This window comes from Acidimicrobiales bacterium (assembly GCA_035547835.1).
GTDB lineage: Bacteria > Actinomycetota > Acidimicrobiia > Acidimicrobiales > Iamiaceae > DASZTW01.
This window is the reverse complement of record DASZTW010000001.1, coordinates 232,600-250,097: the sequence shown is the minus strand read 5'-3', so window position 1 is coordinate 250,097 and position 17,498 is coordinate 232,600. Positions and strand designations below refer to the sequence as shown.

Genomic DNA, 17,498 nt, shown 5'->3' with positions numbered 1-17,498 from the left:
CTCCTGGATCGTGGGTGCGGGTTGCCCGCGTGGTCGTGGGTTCCGGTAGTGGGACGTCGGCCCGGTGGCAGCTACATCAAGTCGACCGTGAAGCCCGCGGCGCGGAGCTCGTCGACGACGGCCACTCGGTGTTCGGGATCGCGGGTCTCGAGCGTGACGAGCACCTCGACCTCGTCGATCCCCAGGCGCACGCCGGCGCGGTGGTGTTCGACGTCGAGCACGTTGAGGCCGAGCTCGGCGATGGTCTCGGTGATGCGGGCCAGCGCGCCGGGCCGGTCGGCCACCACGATCCGCAGGCGAACGTAACGGCCCGCCGCCGACAGGCCGTGCTCGATCAGCCTCGTCAGCATGAGAGAGTCGACGTTGCCACCCGAGAGCACCGCGACGACCGGCCCGCTGCCGGGCGCCCTGCCGGCCAGGAGCGCCGCCACGCCGACGGCGCCCGCTGGCTCCACCACCGCCTTCTCGCGTTCGAGCAACAAGATGAGCGCCTGGCCGATCTCCTCGTCGGTGACGGTCACGAGCTCGTCGGCCAACGCGCTCGCGTGCGCCAGGGTGAGCGCGGACGGCGCCTTCACCGCGATGCCATCCGCGATCGTGTGGACGTGGGCCACTGTGGTGGGGGTGCCGGCTCGGAGGGAGGCCACCATCGACGCCGCACCCGCGGCCTGCACGCCCACCACGTGGACGTCGGGTCGCCGTGCCTTCACGGCGACAGCGACACCTGCGAGGAGTCCCCCGCCGCCGACCGGCACCACGACCGTGGCGAGGTCCGGCACCTGGTCCAGGATCTCGAGCCCCACCGTGCCTTGGCCCGCGATCACCGCCGGGTCGTCGAACGGCGGCACGAGGTGGGCGCCCGTGGCGTTGGCGTGGGCTTCAGCGGCGGCCATGGCGCCCTCGACGTCGTCGCCGACCAGCCGGACCTCCGCCCCGTACGCACGGGTGGCCTCGACTTTCGGCAGCGCCGCGTGGACCGGCATGAAGATCGTGGCGCGGCGGCCGGCCAGGGAGGCGGCCAGCGCCACGCCTTGCGCGTGGTTGCCAGCGGACGCGGCCACCAGCTCGGCCGCCGAGCCCGGCAGGCCGGCGATGTGGTGGTACGCCCCCCGGACCTTGAAGCTGCCGGTGCGCTGGCGATACTCGGCTTTGAGCAGGACGGGACGGCCGGCCCGGGCCGAGAGCGTGGCCGACGTCTCGACCGGGGTGACGCGGATGTGGCCACGGAGCGCGGCGCGTGCTGCCTCGACGTCGTGCACGTCGACCAACGTGACCGGTCGTGGCAGCGGTGCGGTGGGCGGGCTCACGGACGACCAACGTAGCGAGGCGCATCGCCGGTGGCCGTGGCGGGCCCCACCAGGGCCATTTGCCGTCCCCTCGACCGGCTGCGTATCGTTGTCCGTTGCTTTGCAGGCCTGCGCGCCCCGCGCCACGGCCCTGCGGTGCGTCGCTCGGGCGACCCACCAGCCGCCATACGAACACGAGGAACCCGCGTGCCCACCTACACCCCGAAAGCCAGCGAGATCGAGCGCTCGTGGTACGTCGTCGACGCCGAGGGCGTGGTGCTGGGCCGGCTCGCGACCGAGGTCGCCCGGGTGCTGCGTGGCAAGCACAAGCCGGTGTACGCCCCCCACATGGACATGGGCGACCACGTGATCATCGTGAACGCCGACAAGGTGGTGCTCACCAACAACAAGGCGGGCGCCAAGCAGGTGTACACGCACTCCGGCTACCCCGGCGGCATCAAGGCCGAGTCGTATGAGCACCTGCTCGAACGCAAGCCGGAAGACGCGCTGCGCCGCACGGTGCGCGGCATGCTCCCCAAGAACCGCCTCGGCCGCCAGATGCTGAAGAAGCTCAAGGTGTACGCCGGGCCCACCCATCCGCACGCGGCGCAGGACCCGCAGCCGCTCGCTCTCGACGCCCGCGCTCGGGCTCGCGCGTAGGAGGCCAACGTGTCCAAGCCGCTCACTCAGACCACTGGGCGCCGCAAGGCCGCGGTCGCGCGGGTCCGCCTGCGGGCCGGCGAGGGGAACCTCACGGTCAACGGCCGTGCGCTCGAAGCCCACTTCCCCTCCGCCGCCCACCGCAACCTGCTCACCGAGCCCTTGCGACTCACCGAGACCGAAGGTCAGTACGACATCGACGCCACGCTCGACGGTGGCGGTGTCGCCGGGCAGGCCGGTGCGATGCGGCTCGGAATCGCCCGTGCGCTCGCCGAGCTCGACCCCGAGCTGCGCGCCTCGCTGAAGAAGGCGGGTTTCCTGCGGCGCGATGCCCGCATCAAGGAGCCGAAGCACTACGGCCTGAAGAAGGCCCGCAAGGCACCGCAGTACTCCAAGCGCTGATCCTCGGGCCTCCCGAGGCGCACATGACCCTCCCGTCATGACACTCAAGTTCGGCACCGATGGCGTGCGTGGCGTGGCCAACGCCGAGCTCACGCCCGAACTGGTCCTCGCGCTCGGGCGCGCCGCCGCCCGGGTGATCGGCGGTCGCCGTTGGCTGGTGGGCCGCGACACTCGGCTTTCGGGTCCCATGCTGCAGGCCGCGCTGTCGGCTGGCTTGGCGTCGGAGGGGATCGAAGTCGTCGACTTGGGCGTCATCCCGACCCCTGGCGTGGCGTGGGCGTCGGCATCGCAGTCCGCGCCCGCCGCGATGATCTCGGCGTCGCACAACCCGTTCGGCGACAACGGCATCAAGTTCTTCACGGCCGGCGGCCGCAAGCTCAGCGACGAGATGGAGACCCGGCTCGAACGCGAGTTGGCTTCTTTGGCGGACACCGACGCGCTCCCGCTGGCCGCATCACCGCCGGCCGAGACGGTCGCGTCGACCGAAGGCCGCGTCGTGATCGTCGACCCGGCGGTCGCCGCGCCACCGATCCACGTGGGTGCCCGCACGGCAGGACAGATCGCCGGACCCCGGGTCGGCGCGCAGGTGGGCGACCTCGTCGGGGCACCCGAAGTGGTCGACCGCTACGTCGACCACTTGGAGCGGGTCGTGCTCGAAGGACGACGGCTCGACGGGATCCGGGTGGTGATCGACTGCGCGAACGGGGCGGCTTCGGTGACCGCGCCGCGCGTGTTGCAGACGCTTGGTTGCGAGGTCACCGTCCTGCACGCTCAGCCGAACGGACAGAACATCAACGACGCGTGCGGCTCCACCTACCCCGCCGACCTCCAGCGCGCCGTGCCACAGCGCCGCGCCCATCTGGGTCTGGCGTTCGACGGCGACGCCGACCGGGTGATCGCGGTCGACGCCGAGGGCCACCTCATCGACGGTGACCAGCTCATCGCCCTGCTGGCCATCGACCACAAGCAGCGCGGCCAGCTCGCGGACGACACGGTGGTGGTCACGATCATGAGCAACCTCGGTTTTCGCCTGGGCATGGAGCGCCGGGGCATCCGTGTCGTGGAGACCCAGGTGGGCGACCGCAACGTGCTCGAAGCGCTCGAGCACGGCCGGTGGAGCCTCGGCGGCGAGCAGTCGGGCCACATCATCTTCCGGGACCTCGCCACGACTGGTGATGGGCTGCTGACCGGCCTCCAAGTGCTCGACGCGCTGGCGCGTACCGGCAAGTCGCTCGGCGACCTCGCCAACTTGGCCATGACGCGCCTGCCGCAAGTGCTGGTGAACGTGAAGGTCGCGCAGCGTCGCCCCGACCTGCTCGACGATCTCGCCCCCTTCGTCGCCAAGGCCGAGGAAGAGCTCTCGGGTGAGGGGCGCGTCGTGGTGCGTGCGTCGGGGACAGAGCCCGTCGTGCGGGTGATGGTCGAGGCGTCCACTCGGGAGACCGCGGTGGGCGTCGCCGACCGACTCGCGGAGGCTGTCGGCCAGGTCAGCCGTGGCGCGACCGCCGACTGAGCCGCGCCGGTAGCCTCGAAAGCCATGTGCGGGATCGTCGTCCTCGTCTACCGACGCACTGACCGCCCTGTTCCGAGCGCAGACCAGCTGCTTCCCGGCTTGGCCGGACTTTCGTCGCAGCTCCGCGACGCTGCGGCTGCGCCGGGCGACGGGGGCGGGTTGCTCGGGGTGACCCGCGCGGCCGGCACTGCCGCAGGCGCTGCCGACCACCTGCTGGGCGGCATTCCCGGCGTTCGCGCGCTCCTGGAGCAGCCGGGCCTGGCCGAGGCCATCGAGGAGCGATGTGCCGAGATCACCGCCTGCTTCCAGGCGGTCGAGGTCGCCATCGACGAGGCGGGCGCGGGTTGGCCGGCGGGTCGTGTCGAGGAAGTCAACGCCGCGCTCGTCGACCTTCGGGACGCCACCTGGGCCCTGCAACACGACCGGCTCCGCACCGCTGCGGCTGTCGCCGAGCTCGCCGGAGTGGGCGCCTCTCTCCGCGCGGTGGAGGGCTACACCGCGATCCAGCAGACGTTGGCCGGGATCGACCGGCTCGAGGTGCGGGGGCGGGATTCCGCCGGCATCGAGGTGTTCGTCACCGGTCACGGCCTCGACCTCGAGTCGTCCACCGTCGCCCCGCTCCTACGCCAGCGACCGTCGGATCCGTTGTTCCGGAACGGGTCGGTGCACGTGGTCGACGGCGGCGGGCTGAGCTTCGTGTACAAGGCCGCCGCCGAGATCGGCGAGCTGGGCGACAACACGGCTGCCATGCGGTCGACGATCGCTGCCGACCGGCTCCTCCGCCTGGCCATGAGCGGTGACGGCGCGAACGTCCGGGTGCTCGCCCACACGCGCTGGGCGAGCGTCGGCATCATCTCCGAGCCCAACGCGCACCCCCTGAACTCCGAGGAGATCGGCGTGGCGGACGGGCCTTACGTGGTCGCCGCCCTCAACGGCGACATCGACAACTTCGCCGACCTCAAGGCGGCTGAGCGGCTCGAGATCGCCTCGGACATCACCACCGACGCCAAAGTGATCCCGACGGTGGTGTCGCGAGGCCTGGCGAAAGGCGAGGCGCCGATCGAGGCGTTCCGCCACGCGGTCCAGACCTTCGAAGGTTCGGTCGCCATCGCAGCGGCGACGGCCGCCGACCCGGGTCGAGTGCTGCTGGCACTGCGCGGCAGCGGCCAGGCGCTCTACGTGGGACTGTCCGACGACCTGTACATCGTGGCCAGCGAACCGTACGGGGTGGTGGAGTTGGCCGACACGTACCTGCGTCTCGACGGCGAGACCCCGTCGAATCCCGACGCGCCGGCCGCGAGCCGCGGCCAGATCGTGGCGCTCGACCGCGACCAGGCGGGCACGTTGGAGGGCATCGGCCGCTGGTCCTACGACGGGACCCCGTTGCCGGTCACCGACGCCGACCTCGTCCGGGCCGAGATCACCACCCGCGACGTCGACCGCGGCAGCGCTCGCCACTTCCTGCTCAAGGAGATCACCGAGGCACCTGCGTCGTTCCGCAAGACGTTGCGCGGCAAGTTGCTCGACGGGCCCGACGGCCTGCGCGTGTCGGCGGGTCCCACCACGCTGCCCGAGTCGGTGGAGGCGGCGCTGCGCAGCGGCCGGATCGACCGTGTCGTCGCGGTGGGTCAGGGCACCGCGGCCATCGCTGCCGAAGCGGTCGCGCTCGCGTTGGGCGACGTGCTGTCCGGGACCGACGTCCGCGTGGAGGCCACGCTCGCCACGGAGTTGTCGGGCTTCCGGCTCCGACTCGACATGTCCGACACGCTGGTCATCGCCGTGAGCCAGAGCGGCACGACCACCGACACGAACCGCACCGTCGACCTCGCGCGGGCCCGCGGCGCGGCGGTGGTGTCGATCGTCAACCGCCGCGACAGTGACCTGACCGACAAGTCCGACGGCGTGCTGTACACGTCCGACGGCCGCGACGTCGAGATGAGCGTGGCGTCGACCAAGGCGTTCTACAGCCAAGTCGCCGCCGGCTTCCTGCTCGCTGGTGCCATCGCGCAGGTGATCCTCGAAGGTGACGCGCGAGGCGACGCCGCCGCGCGGCGCCGCGCGCTCGCCGACCAAGCCGACGTGCTCACCGCGCTGCGGGCGCTTCCCGACGCGCTGGAACAGGTGCTCGCCACCCGTCCGGCCATTGCCGAGGCGGCCCGACGGTTCGCCCCGCCGAAGCGGTACTGGGCGATCGTCGGGTCGGGCCCCGACCGCATCGCCGCACGCGAGATCCGCATCAAGCTGTCGGAGCTGTGCTACAAGGCGATTGCCTGTGACACCACCGAGGACAAAAAGCACATCGACTTGTCGTCCGAGCCGTTGATCTTCGTGTGCGCGGCCGGTCTGCAGGGGTCGACCGCTGATGACGTCGCCAAAGAAGTGGCGATCTACCGAGCGCACAAGGCAACGCCTGTGGTGGTGGCCACCGAGGGCGAGGATCGCTTCAACGGCGCACACGCGGTGCTCACCGTGCCGGCCACCCACCCGCGGTTGGGCTTCGTGCTGGCCACCATGGTGGGTCACCTGTTCGGCTATGAGGCCGCGCTGGCGATCGATGCGTCAGCCCGACCGCTGCGAGAAGCGCGGGCGGCCATCGAGCAGGCGGTCATCGATCACCTCGCTGCCGACCAGCTGCTCGACTTGCTGCGCCCGCAGCTGGCCCCCGCCCACCAGCGCTTCGCCGACGGGCTGCGCACCGGCACGTACAACGGGCACCTCGAAGCGTCGACTGCCGTGCGGCTCGCGTCGCTGCTCCGCTACGCCGGCGGTCTCTCCCCGCTGGAGAGCTACCAGCTCGAGTTCGGCAAGCAGGGCACGCCGAGCCTGGTGCTCGAAGACCTCACCGCCGCCCTCACCGACGCAATCGACGAGCTCACCCGCCCCATCGACGCCATCAAACACCAGGCGAAGACCGTCACGGTCGGCATCTCGCGTTCGGACGAAGGGCTGCTGCAAGTCCCGCTGGTCGCCGCGGTGCTCGACGCGGGCGCGGGTCGCGATCGGCTCAGCTACAAGGCATTGCGTGCGTTGGCCGCGCTCGATCCTGCGGTGGCCGAGGTGCGGGGTTTCACCCGCTATGCGATCGACGAGACCGACCAGGCCACCCCCACGATCGAGGTGGTCGACCGCGGCGGCGTGTCGCGCGACATCCCGTCGCGCACCGCCGGCAACCCCCTGCTGCGCGGCACCAAACGGCGGGCGGTCACCGAGCGAGAGGTCACTGCGGCGGTCGGATCCGACCAGCGCCACCTCGTGTTGGTGCCCGAGGTCAAGGGCAACCAGTGCACGGGGCTCACGCTGCTGCAAGTGCAGTTCCACGACCGGCTCGCCGAGCCGGTGATCCGTGGCGTGATGGAGGGCTACCGCAGCCGCTACGGCGCCCTCCGCGACGCCGTCACCGAGTCCGAGCCGGTCTTCCGCGACGATCTGCTCGCCGACCAGCCCGTCGTCGAGCTGTTGACCCAGCCGGTCCTGGTGCTGGCGAAGCGGTGGACTGAGGGTTGACCCTCCCGGTGGACGGCGGTCTTCGCGGGGGCCGTCGGTGATCGGCATCGGCGTCGACCTGGTCGAGGTCGAGCGGATGCGAACCACCCTCGCCCGCACTCCCGGGGTGGCACGCCGGTTGTTCACCGACGACGAGCGGGCGTACTGCGAACGGCGCCGGGACCCGACCGAGCGCTACGCCGCCCGGTTCGCCGCCAAGGAGGCGGTCATGAAGGCCCTTGGGGTGGGGCTCGGGGCGTTCGGCTTCCACGACGTGGAGGTCGTGAAGGCCCGCTCCGGCGACCCGTCGGTCCGCTTGTCGGGCAAGGCCGCCACCCTGGCGGCCGAACGAGGCGTGCGCGAGTGGCGCTTGACGTTGACGCACACGGCGTCGCTCGCGGAGGCCATCGCCGTCGCGCTCTGACGGCGGGCGCGGGTCGGGAGCCGCGGCGTTGCCGTGGTGCCGCGTGCTAGCCCGGGATCGGCGAGCTCGTCAGCAGTTCGAGCCAGTGGGGGTACGGCAGGCCGTGGCTCGCGCCGGCCAGCACTTCGAGCCGGGCGTGTGGCAAGTGGCCAAGGAACCATTCGCCGAACGCCGGGGGGCAGACGAGGTCGGCGGAGCCGTACACCAGCCGCACCGGCGCCGCGACCAGGCCGAGGTCGACGCCGAGGGGGCTGAGCTGGACCACCAGCTCGCGCTCGATGCCGTCCAGCCCTTGGCGGACCGCTTCGACGAGCGAAGCCGTGCTCTGGTCGGTCCCACCCGGGACGGCGGCGATCTCGGCGGCCTCGGCGTGGTCACGGATCGTCTCGAGGTGGGTGCGGGCGTCGTCGAGCGAGCAGGGATACGGCACCATCATCGGTGCGACCAGGGCAGCGGTTTCGTCCGCACCGAGCTCGTCGACCGTGTCGAGCATGCCGCCACGGCTGTCGGTGACCCGTCGACGCAACGCCGGGTCGTCGAAGGCCTCAGCGGGAACCAGCCCCGCAGCGAGGGTGACGCGCCCGACTCGTGGACCCAGCTCGACGTCGGCCGCGACCGCGAGCGCCGCGAGCGCGCCGGCGGACCACGCGACAACGTCGAAGCGCTCCACACCCAAGTGCGCGAGCGCGGCCGCCAAGTCGCGGGCGAACGTGGCCGCGGTGGCGTGCGGATCAGCGTCGGAGGCGCCCAGGCCGGGACGGTCCGGGGCTACCAGCCGCACCCCCGCGCCGGCCACTTCGGCGTCGAGCGGCGGCCGACCGAGCCGGCAACTGGGGCTTCCGTGCAGGAACACCACGGGTTTCCCGTCGGGTGTCCCCACGTCGTCGACCGCGAGCCGCCGCCCGTCGGGGAGCGGAACGAGAGTCGGAGGCGCCGCGGCAGGCATGGCGGGCGACGCTATCTGCCAACATCGGGGGATGCAGCCCGTCGTCACGCCGGCCGAGATGGGTGTGATCGACGCGGCCGCTCCCGAACCCGTCGACGTCCTCATCGACCGCGCCGGCGCCGCGGTGGCACGGACCGCGCGGCGCATGTTGGGAGGCACGTACGGCCGGCGTGTCGTCGTCGTGGCCGGCAAAGGCAACAACGGCGCCGACGGCCGCGCCGCAGCGGCGCGGCTGCGGGAGGCAGGGGTCCGCACCGTCGAGGTCGACGCCGCAGATCCACCACCCACGCTTCCTCCGTGTGATCTGGTGATCGACGCCGCGTACGGCACCGGCTTTCGCGGCTCGTACGAAGCGCCAGCGCTGACCGGTCCGCGGCCTCCGGTGCTGGCCGTCGACATCCCGTCGGGCGTGTCGGGCCTGACTGGCGCGGCATCGGGGTCACCGATGGCGGCCGACGAGACGGTTTCGTTCGCGGCGTGGAAGCCCGGGTTGTTGTGGGGTGCCGGCCCCGAGCTGGCCGGCGACGTCGAAGTGGTCGACATCGGGCTCGACACCTCGAGCGCCACCGCCCACCTGCTGGAACCGTCCGACGTCGCCGCATGGTTGCCGGCGCGGCCCCGCGAGAGCCACAAGTGGAAGAGCGCCGTGTGGGTCGTCGCCGGGTCGGCAGGGATGACCGGCGCCGCGCACCTGGCTGCCCGCGCGGCGATGCGGGCGGGTGCGGGTTACGTGCGACTCTCGTCGCCGGGGCTCGCCGACGACGGACGTCGCCCCATCGAGGCGGTGGGCCACGACATTGCCGCCACTGGTTGGTCGAGCGACGTGATCGCGCAAATCGACCGCTTCCGCGCCCTGGTGGTCGGGCCTGGCCTCGGTGTCGGCGACGACGTCACCACCGACGTGCGCGCGCTCGTGGCCGGCGCGACGGTCTCCACGCTCGTCGACGGCGACGGCCTCACCGCGCTCGGGGCGGCCGCGGCCGACACGATCGCCCGACGCAACCCGGAGGCGGGCGCGGTGGTGCTGACCCCGCACGACGGTGAGTTCGCTCGATTGGCCGGCGACGCGCCGAGTGAGGATCGGATCGGTGCGGCCCGCGGGTTGGCCGCCGCGACCGGCGCCGTCGTGCTCCTCAAGGGCTCGACCACGGTCGTGGCGCACCCGGATGGGCAGGCACTGGTCGTGTGCGCCGGCGACGCCCGGCTGGCCACTGCCGGCACCGGCGACGTGCTGTCGGGTGTGATCGGCGCCCTGCTCGCTCGAGGCCTACCGGGGTTCGAGGCCGCCGCAGCAGGAGCGTGGTTGCACGGTCGCGCGGCCCGGCACGGGCCGAGCGAGGGCCTGGTGGCGTCCGACCTTCCCGACCTCGTTCCCGCGGTGCTGGCGGAGCTGGCCGAGTTGACCGAGCCCGTCGCACCCGTCGGTCGCGTTGGGATGGTGGGGAACCGGTGACGCGCCCGACGCGCGCCGAAGTCGACCTTGGCGCGATCGCCCACAACATGGGCGTGCTGCGCGCCGCGTCGGGGCACGGCTCGGTGTGTGCCGTCGTCAAAGCGGGCGGCTACGGCCATGGCGCGGTCGAGGTCGCGAGAGCCGCCCTCGGCGCAGGGGCCGCCATGTTGGGGGTGGCCACCATCGAGGAAGGGGTCGAGCTGCGCGACGCGGGGATCGACGAGCGGATCCTGTTGCTGAGCGAGCCACCGCACGGCGCGCTCGACGCAGCTGTCGCGTACTCGTTGCGTCCCACGTTGTACACACGCGGCGGAGTGGCCGCCGCAGTCGCGGCGGTCCGTGGCAGTCGTCGCGCCGAACCGTTGCCGGTCCACTTGAAGGTCGACACCGGCATGCGGCGAGTCGGTGCGGCTCCTGGCGATCTCGGCGGCCTCGCAGCGGCCGTCGAGTCGGCGCCGGAGCTCGGCCTCGAAGGCGTGTTCACCCACTTGGCCGTCGCCGACGAGCCCGATCGCGACTTCACCGCCACGCAGCTCGCACGGTTCGACGCGGCGCTGGCGGCGCTCGACCGTGCCGGCATCCGGCCTCGCATCCGCCATGCCGCCAACTCGGCGGGCACGTTCTGCCACCCCGGGAGTCGCTACGACCTGGTGCGCTGCGGCATCAGCTTGTACGGCCTCGCGCCTGCCGCGGCGCTGGCCGGCCGGCCCGGTGTCGCCGACCTGCGCCCCGCCTTGCGCCTCCGGTCCGAGGTGGCCTTCACCAAGCGCGTGGCCGCGGGGGAGGGCATCTCTTATGGTCTGCGGTACGCACCTGCACGTGACGCCACGGTGGCCACCGTGCCGATCGGCTACGCCGATGGCGTGCCCCGCCTGCTGTCGGCCCGCGGTGGCGAGGTCCTCATCGGTGGCGTGGCCCACCCGATCGCCGGCACGGTGACCATGGACCAGATCACCGTCGACTGCGGCGACCACCCGGTCAACGTGGGTGACGAGGTGGTGTTGATCGGCACGCAGGGCTCGACAACGATCGGCGCGGACGACTGGGCCACCGCGCTGGACACGATCTCCTACGAGGTCGTGTGCGGCATCAGCTCCCGGGTGCCGCGACGCTACGGATAGGAGTACGGACATGAAGCGCAGCCAGCTCATCGGCATCGGGGCGGCCGCAGCCGCCGCCGCGGTTGGGGCCGCGGTGTTGACCCACCGGTCGGTGACGAAGCTCCGGGCGCGGACGAATCCCGAGCTCGATCCCTTGTACGACCTGCCTGCCGATGTCGTGCACCACCAGATCCCGACCCGAGACGCTGCGGTGATCCACGCGATCGAACGCGGGGAGGGCCGCCCCCTGCTGCTCATCCACGGCATCACGTTGCAAGCGTCGGTCTGGTCGCCCCAGCTCCACCAGCTCTCCGACCGCTTCCGAGTGATCGCTGTCGACGTGCGCGGCCACGGCCGTTCGACCGTCGGTTCCGACGGGGTCGGCCGGGAGGTGGCGGCACGCGACGTGGCCGAGGTCCTTGCGCACTTCGACCTGCGCGAGGCCGTCGTGGTCGGCCACTCGATGGGCGGAATGATCCTGATGGAGTTCGCGGGCGATCATCCCGACGTGCTCGCCGAACGGGTCGCGGGGCTGGTGTTCATGGACACTGCGGCGTTCCAGATCCTGCCGCCGCTGGTGCAACCGGTCGGCAAGGCGATGGGCCGGCGGCTCGTGGGACGGGTCGAGGCCGGTAAACCGGTGCCCCAGCGCCAGATCGGCGACGACGACATGTCGTGGTTCATGACGCGGCTGGCGTTCGGCGCCGACCCGCCGGCCAAGGCCGTCGACCAGGTCCGCCGGTTCCTGGCTGAAGTTCCGCAGTCGACGTCGCTGCCCTCCGGTGTCGACTTGCTCGACCACGATGCTCGCGACGCGCTGGCCGCCACGGCGACACCGTCGCTCGTGCTGGTCGGGTCGCGTGACCTGCTGACGCCGGTGTGGGCCGCCCGGCGGATCGCCACGTTCCTGCCCGACGCACGCCTCGAGGTCCTCCCGGGTGCAGGTCACCAGCTCATGCAGGAACGGCCCTTCGAAGTGGCCGAGCTGCTCGACGCGTTCGTCGCCCGGATCGGCGCCGCGCCGCCGCGACCCCTGGTCGATTCGGTGGCGAACTCGGCAACCAACGGCCAATCCGGCGCGCGCTGATCCAGCCCATGGTCACCGACGTCGCCGGGGTCCGGGTCGGTCATTGGACCGACGCCGAGGCACGGACCGGTTGTACCGTGGTGCTGCTACCGGCCGGGACGGTGGCGAGCGTCGACGTGCGGGGTGGCGCCCCGGCCAGCCGAGAGCTCTCCTTGCTCGAGCCGCATCGCACGGTCCAGCGATGTGACGCGGTGTTGCTCACCGGCGGGTCCGCGTTCGGGTTGGCGGCCGCCGACGGTGTCATGCGGTGGTGCGAGGAACGGGGCATCGGCGTGCCCACCGCAGCTGGTCCGGTGCCGATCGTGCCGACACTGGCGTTGTTCGACTTGGCCGTAGGCGACCCGTCCGTCCGCCCCGGCCCCGACGAGGGCTTCGCGGCGTGCGAGTCCGCCACCGGCGGACCGCTCACTCTCGGCCCGGTCGGCGCCGGTACCGGCGTCACCGTCGGCAAGTGGCGCGGGCCCGCTGGTGTGAAGCCAGGTGGCCTGTCGGGCGCCACCCGTCGCTCGGGCGCGCTGATCGTGTCGGCCCTCCTCGCCGTCAACGCGTTCGGCGACGTCGACCGCGACGGCTCCGCGCTGTCGTCGGCCGCTGACCGGCTCGAGTCGGCGGGTGACGGCTCGACGCTCGGCACCGAGGGCACGTTCGCCAACACGACCATCGGTGTGGTGGTCACCAACGCTGCGCTCGACAAGACCGGCTGCCTGATCGTGGCGCAAGGCGGGCACGGTGGCCTGTCGCGCAGCTTGGTGCCGGCGCACACCCGCGTCGACGGCGACGGGCTCGTCGCGGCGGCCACCGGGGAGGTCGAAACCGACGTCGACACCGTTCGGGTGTTGGCCGCTGCGGCAGTCGAAGACGCCGTCCGGCACCTCGGCTGACCCAGGTCAACAAGCGTCCGGCGGGCGGTACCATCGGGCTGTGCCCTCCGCCCTCGAAGCGTTGGCCGTCGAGGCCAGTGGCTGCACCCGCTGCGCCCTGGCAGGCGGCCGCACCCAGGTCGTGTTCGGCATGGGCGACCCCTCGGCCGACCTGATGTTCGTCGGCGAAGGGCCCGGCGCCGAGGAGGACAGACAAGGCCTGCCGTTCGTCGGCCGTTCCGGGCAGCTGCTCGACCGGCTGCTTCTCGAGGAGACCGGGCTCACCCGCGACACCTGCTACATCGCCAACGTGGTCAAGTGCCGCCCACCCGACAACCGTGACCCCAAACCCGACGAGATCGATGCCTGCCGCCCCTACCTCGAGCGCCAGATCGACCTCATCGACCCCAAAGTGATCGTCACGCTGGGCAACTTCGCGACCAAGCTCCTGCTCGACACCAGACAAGGCATCACGTCGCTGCGCGGCGCCAGCTACCCGTACCGCCACGGCGTGGTCGTGCCCACCTTCCATCCCGCGGCGGTGCTGCGGGGTGGTGGCCCGGCCCTGGCGCAGATGCGGGCCGACCTGGTGCGAGCCAAGGTGCTGCTCGCTGGGAGCAGCTCGTGAACGCGGCGCCACCGGGCGGGTCCACGCTGGTCTTGGGGACCTCGACTCCTGACGAAACACGAGCGGTCGCCGGTGCCGTCGCCGAGCTGGTCGTGCCCGGCGACGTCGTGCTCCTCGCCGGTGAGCTGGGTGCGGGCAAGACGGCGTTCACGCAGGGCTTCGGGGCGGCGCTCGGCATCGTCGACCGCATCGTGAGCCCCACGTTCACGATCGCCCGTGAGTACACCGGTGGCCGCCTCGTGCTCCATCACCTCGACGTGTACCGGCTCGAGCACCTGCGCGAGGCCACCGACCTCGGCCTTTCGGAGCTGATCGACGACGGCGGCGTGATGGTCATCGAATGGGGCGACGCCATCGCCCCGGTCCTGCCGGCCGACTACCTCGAAGTGCAGATCTCCTTCGGTGACGGCGACGACGACCGCTGCATGACCCTGACCACCGTCGGCAATCGGTGGACCGCCCGCCGCCGTGGCCTTGCCGATGCCCTCGCTCGCTGGGCGGGCCGCGCCGGATGCTGATCCTCGGGATCGACACCGCAACGGCCCAGGTCGGCTGCGCGATCGGCGGACACGAAGGCGTGTTGGCGTCGTCGCACTCGTCGCGGGGTCGGCGCCATGCAGAGACCTTGACGCCGGCCATCGAGTTCGTCAGCCGACAGGCAAGGGTGCCCCTGGCCGAGATCGGGGCCGTCGCCGTCGACGTCGGGCCGGGGCTCTTCACCGGCCTCCGAGTCGGGATCGCGTCGGCCAAGGCGATCGCTTTCGCCCTGCGGGTTCCCATGATCGGCGTGTCGAGCCTCGACTTGCTGGCCTTCCCTGCCCGTTTGACCCCTCGCCGCATCGTGGCGGTGATCGACGCCCGGCGCGGCGAGCTGTTCTACGCGTTCTACGTGGCCGTCCCCGGTGGTGTGCAGCGGCTGTCGGAGCCCGTCGTCGGGACGCCGCAGGACTTGGTGTCGGAGCTGTGGGCCACCGGCGAGGAGCACTTCCTCGTGGGCGACGGCGCCCTGCGCTACCGCGACGAGTTGGCCGACGTCCCCCGCGTCGAGTTCGCCGAGCAGGGCCTCGCGCACCCGTCGGCCATCTCGCTCGTGCAGCTCGCCCACGCTCGTGCGCTGCGCGAGGAGTGGGTGGCGCCGTCGGACCTCGAGCCGGTCTACCTCCGCAAGCCCGACGCCGAGATCAACTGGTCGACCCGTGCCGCCGCCCCCGGTGCGCCGCGCGTCCCGGGTCCGTCCCCCCGGAGCGAGCTGTGAGCACTTCGGCACGTTCGAACCTCGTGGTGGTGCTCACACCGATGCAGCACGACCACTTGCCCGAGGTGCTGCGGATCGAAGCGCAGGCGTATCCGCGTCCATGGTCGGAGGGTCTGTTCAAAGGTGAGCTCGCCCTCACAGGTTCGCGGGTCTACGCCGTGGCCACGGTCGCTGACGCGGTGGTGGGCTACGCCGGTGCGCTGTACATCGCGGGCGAGGCCCACGTCACGACCGTTGCGGTCGACGAGCAGTGGCGGCGCCACGCGATCGCGACCCGGCTGGTGCTGCTGCTGGTCGAGGCCGCGATCGAGCGCGGCATCGACCAGATGACCCTCGAAGTGCGGGTGAGCAACACCGGCGCCCGCGACCTGTACCGCCGCTTCGGGTTCGCCCCGGCCGGCGTCCGCAAGAACTACTACCCCGAGACCAATGAGGACGCCCTGGTGATGTGGGCCCACGAGCTCGGGTCGCCCGCCTACGCAGAGCGGCTCGACGCCGTGCGGGCCGCCATCCCCGGACGCACGACCGTCGTCCCGGCCGTGGCCGGATCGAACCCGGAGGTCGAGGTCTGATGGGCGGTGTGGTGCTCGGCATCGAGACGTCGTGCGACGAGACAGCCGCCGCGGTGGTCGAGCGCGGCGAGCAGGTGCGGTCGTCGGTGGTGTCGAGCCAGGTCGACCTTCACGCGGTCTACGGCGGTGTGGTGCCCGAGATCGCCAGCCGCGCACACGTCGAGCTGCTCACCCCGGTCGTCGCCCAGGCGATGGTCGAGGCGGGGCTCGACGGGACGCAGCTCGACGCGGTCGCCGCCACCCACGGCCCCGGGCTGGTCGGCGCGCTGCTGGTCGGGGTCAGCGCGGCGAAGGCGCTTTCGCTGGTGTGGGGCGTGCCGTTCGTGGCGGTCAACCACCTCGAAGCGCACTTGTACGCGGCGTTCCTCGATCAGCCCGACATCGAGCTGCCGCTGGTGGTGCTGCTCGTGTCGGGTGGCCACACGATGTTGGTGGCCATGCACGGTCACGGCCGTTATGAGCTGCTGGGCCAGACGCTCGATGACGCAGCGGGCGAGGCGTACGACAAAGTCGCCCGCTATCTCGGGCTCGGCTATCCGGGTGGGCCGGCGATCGACAAGATCGCCACGGAGGGTGACCCCGAAGCCATCGACTTTCCGCGTGCCGTCCTCCACGAGGGTTTCGACTTCTCGTTCTCTGGCCTGAAGACGGCCGTCGTCAACCACGTGCGACGCAACCCGGGGGTCGCCACCGCCGACGTGGCCGCCAGCTTCCAAGAAGCCGTGGTCGACGTGCTGGTCGCCAAGACCACCCGAGCGGTTCAACAGGTCGGCGCCAGCGGGATGTGCATCGGTGGCGGGGTGGCGGCCAACTCGCGGTTGCGCGAACGCTTCGCCGCGGCGGGTCACGACTTGGGCGTGCCGGCCCTGATCCCGAGCCGGGCGATGTGCACGGACAACGCCGCCATGGTCGCGGCGGCGGGGTGGTGGCGCCTCGAAGCCGACGGCCCGAGCCCGCTCGACGTCGGTGCCGACCCCAACTTGCGCCTGCCCACGTAGCTTGCGCGTTGCCGCGGAGTGGGTGGGGATCGGGTCGCCCTGACGACCAGCTCCCCACCCGGTTCAGGCTTGGCTCGGGTCGGGTCGGGCTTGGGTTGCGCGGCTCGATCCGACCATCTGACAAGATCTCCCGATGGGCGTGTTCCGTCGCAAGAGCAAGGATCCGTTCCGGGGCGACGAGCCGACCGCCAAGCGTCGCTCGCACGACCACGAGCGGGCCTGGTTCGAGGACCTGCCCGAGAGCGACGTCGAGATCGACGTCAACCGCAACGCCTCTTTCACCGAGGCAGATCGCGAGTGGCTCGAGCGCGATCCCGGTGAGGACATCCGCCGGCGCAAGCGCTGAACGCCGCGGGCGGCTCATCCGGTCCCACGGCGTGAGATCTGGCTGATTGTTGCGGGTCGCGGGTTGCCTGGCCGCGGGCCGGGGCCTAGGGTTAGCACTCGCAAGTCGAGAGTGCTAAGGATGCGCGCGGCGAGGTCGCCCGCCTCCTCGCTCCGGCAGACGCCAGAAACAACCGCCATGGGAGGCGCAATGACCCTTCAGCCGCTGGAGGACCGTATCGTCGTTCGGCCGAGTGAGGCCGAGGAGACCACCGCGAGCGGCCTCGTGATTCCGGACACCGCCAAGGAGAAGCCCCAGCAGGGCGAAGTCCTGGCTGTCGGCCCCGGTCGTCGTTCGGAGCAGACCGGCGAGTTGATCCCCGTCGACGTGAAGGTGGGCGATGTCGTCGTCTACAGCAAGTACGGCGGCACCGAGATCACCGAAGGCGGCGAGGACCTGCTGATCCTCAACGCCCGCGACGTCCTCGCCATCGTGGCGAAGTGAGG

18 protein-coding genes are annotated in these 17,498 nt (G+C 71.7%); 16 read left to right on the top strand and 2 right to left on the bottom strand.

Annotated features, from left to right (window positions below; all coding sequences use genetic code 11):
• Nucleotides 1-71 precede the first annotated feature (71 nt).
• Complete coding sequence (gene ilvA, locus VHA73_01075; protein HVX16599.1) at nucleotides 72-1,307, bottom strand: threonine ammonia-lyase; 1,236 nt, start codon at nucleotides 1,305-1,307, stop codon at nucleotides 72-74.
• A gap of 186 nt (nucleotides 1,308-1,493) precedes the next feature.
• Here ilvA and rplM point away from each other — a divergent pair, with 186 nt between their 5' ends.
• Genes rplM through VHA73_01050 form a run of 5 tightly spaced genes read left to right on the top strand, consistent with a single transcriptional unit; the run spans nucleotide 1,494 to nucleotide 7,768 of the window.
• Entirely contained in the window at nucleotides 1,494-1,946 is a 453-nt protein-coding gene (rplM, locus tag VHA73_01070) for a 50S ribosomal protein L13 (GenBank protein ID HVX16598.1), read from the top strand.
• A 9-nt stretch (nucleotides 1,947-1,955) separates the two neighbouring features.
• Nucleotides 1,956-2,348 carry a 30S ribosomal protein S9 gene (gene rpsI, locus VHA73_01065; GenBank protein HVX16597.1) on the top strand — a complete coding sequence of 131 codons (393 nt, stop codon included), beginning with the start codon at nucleotides 1,956-1,958 and terminating at the stop codon, nucleotides 2,346-2,348.
• 37 nt (nucleotides 2,349-2,385) lie between these two features.
• Complete coding sequence (locus tag VHA73_01060) at nucleotides 2,386-3,861, top strand: phosphoglucosamine mutase (protein ID HVX16596.1); 1,476 nt, start codon at nucleotides 2,386-2,388, stop codon at nucleotides 3,859-3,861.
• 24 nt (nucleotides 3,862-3,885) lie between these two features.
• A complete protein-coding gene (locus VHA73_01055; GenBank protein ID HVX16595.1) occupies nucleotides 3,886-7,365 on the top strand; it encodes an SIS domain-containing protein in 3,480 nt (1,159 codons plus the stop codon).
• Between the two features lie 37 nt (nucleotides 7,366-7,402).
• A complete protein-coding gene (locus tag VHA73_01050) occupies nucleotides 7,403-7,768 on the top strand; it encodes a holo-ACP synthase (protein HVX16594.1) in 366 nt (121 codons plus the stop codon).
• A 46-nt stretch (nucleotides 7,769-7,814) separates the two neighbouring features.
• Here the strand turns inward: VHA73_01050 and VHA73_01045 are convergent, their stop codons facing one another.
• Nucleotides 7,815-8,714 carry an alpha/beta hydrolase gene (locus VHA73_01045; protein HVX16593.1) on the bottom strand — a complete coding sequence of 300 codons (900 nt, stop codon included), beginning with the start codon at nucleotides 8,712-8,714 and terminating at the stop codon, nucleotides 7,815-7,817.
• Between the two features lie 31 nt (nucleotides 8,715-8,745).
• Between VHA73_01045 and VHA73_01040 the strand changes: the two genes are divergently transcribed.
• The 11 genes from VHA73_01040 to groES all read left to right on the top strand — a co-directional run bounded on the left by VHA73_01040 (nucleotide 8,746) and on the right by groES (nucleotide 17,496).
• Nucleotides 8,746-10,167 carry an NAD(P)H-hydrate dehydratase gene (locus tag VHA73_01040; GenBank protein ID HVX16592.1) on the top strand — a complete coding sequence of 474 codons (1,422 nt, stop codon included), beginning with the start codon at nucleotides 8,746-8,748 and terminating at the stop codon, nucleotides 10,165-10,167.
• Complete coding sequence (alr, locus tag VHA73_01035; GenBank protein HVX16591.1) at nucleotides 10,164-11,288, top strand: alanine racemase; 1,125 nt, start codon at nucleotides 10,164-10,166, stop codon at nucleotides 11,286-11,288. Before VHA73_01040 ends, alr begins: the two co-directional genes overlap by 4 nt.
• A gap of 10 nt (nucleotides 11,289-11,298) precedes the next feature.
• Nucleotides 11,299-12,354, top strand: a complete 1,056-nt coding sequence (locus VHA73_01030; protein HVX16590.1) for an alpha/beta hydrolase — start codon at nucleotides 11,299-11,301, stop codon at nucleotides 12,352-12,354.
• Nucleotides 12,355-12,362: 8 nt separating this feature from the next.
• Complete coding sequence (locus tag VHA73_01025; protein ID HVX16589.1) at nucleotides 12,363-13,235, top strand: P1 family peptidase; 873 nt, start codon at nucleotides 12,363-12,365, stop codon at nucleotides 13,233-13,235.
• 40 nt (nucleotides 13,236-13,275) lie between these two features.
• Nucleotides 13,276-13,842, top strand: coding sequence for a uracil-DNA glycosylase (locus VHA73_01020; GenBank protein ID HVX16588.1), 567 nt, complete (start codon nucleotides 13,276-13,278; stop codon nucleotides 13,840-13,842).
• Nucleotides 13,839-14,360, top strand: coding sequence for a tRNA (adenosine(37)-N6)-threonylcarbamoyltransferase complex ATPase subunit type 1 TsaE (gene tsaE, locus VHA73_01015; GenBank protein ID HVX16587.1), 522 nt, complete (start codon nucleotides 13,839-13,841; stop codon nucleotides 14,358-14,360). The genes VHA73_01020 and tsaE overlap by 4 nt, the downstream gene beginning before the upstream one ends.
• Nucleotides 14,354-15,097 (top strand): tRNA (adenosine(37)-N6)-threonylcarbamoyltransferase complex dimerization subunit type 1 TsaB, encoded by a 744-nt coding sequence (gene tsaB / locus VHA73_01010; protein ID HVX16586.1) that lies wholly within the window; start codon nucleotides 14,354-14,356, stop codon nucleotides 15,095-15,097. The genes tsaE and tsaB overlap by 7 nt, the downstream gene beginning before the upstream one ends.
• Nucleotides 15,094-15,669, top strand: a complete 576-nt coding sequence (gene rimI / locus VHA73_01005; GenBank protein ID HVX16585.1) for a ribosomal protein S18-alanine N-acetyltransferase — start codon at nucleotides 15,094-15,096, stop codon at nucleotides 15,667-15,669. The genes tsaB and rimI overlap by 4 nt, the downstream gene beginning before the upstream one ends.
• Nucleotides 15,669-16,667 (top strand): tRNA (adenosine(37)-N6)-threonylcarbamoyltransferase complex transferase subunit TsaD, encoded by a 999-nt coding sequence (tsaD, locus tag VHA73_01000; GenBank protein HVX16584.1) that lies wholly within the window; start codon nucleotides 15,669-15,671, stop codon nucleotides 16,665-16,667. Before rimI ends, tsaD begins: the two co-directional genes overlap by 1 nt.
• A gap of 133 nt (nucleotides 16,668-16,800) precedes the next feature.
• Nucleotides 16,801-17,013 carry a hypothetical protein gene (locus tag VHA73_00995; GenBank protein ID HVX16583.1) on the top strand — a complete coding sequence of 71 codons (213 nt, stop codon included), beginning with the start codon at nucleotides 16,801-16,803 and terminating at the stop codon, nucleotides 17,011-17,013.
• Between the two features lie 189 nt (nucleotides 17,014-17,202).
• Nucleotides 17,203-17,496, top strand: a complete 294-nt coding sequence (gene groES / locus VHA73_00990) for a co-chaperone GroES (GenBank protein ID HVX16582.1) — start codon at nucleotides 17,203-17,205, stop codon at nucleotides 17,494-17,496.
• Nucleotides 17,497-17,498 lie beyond the last annotated feature (2 nt).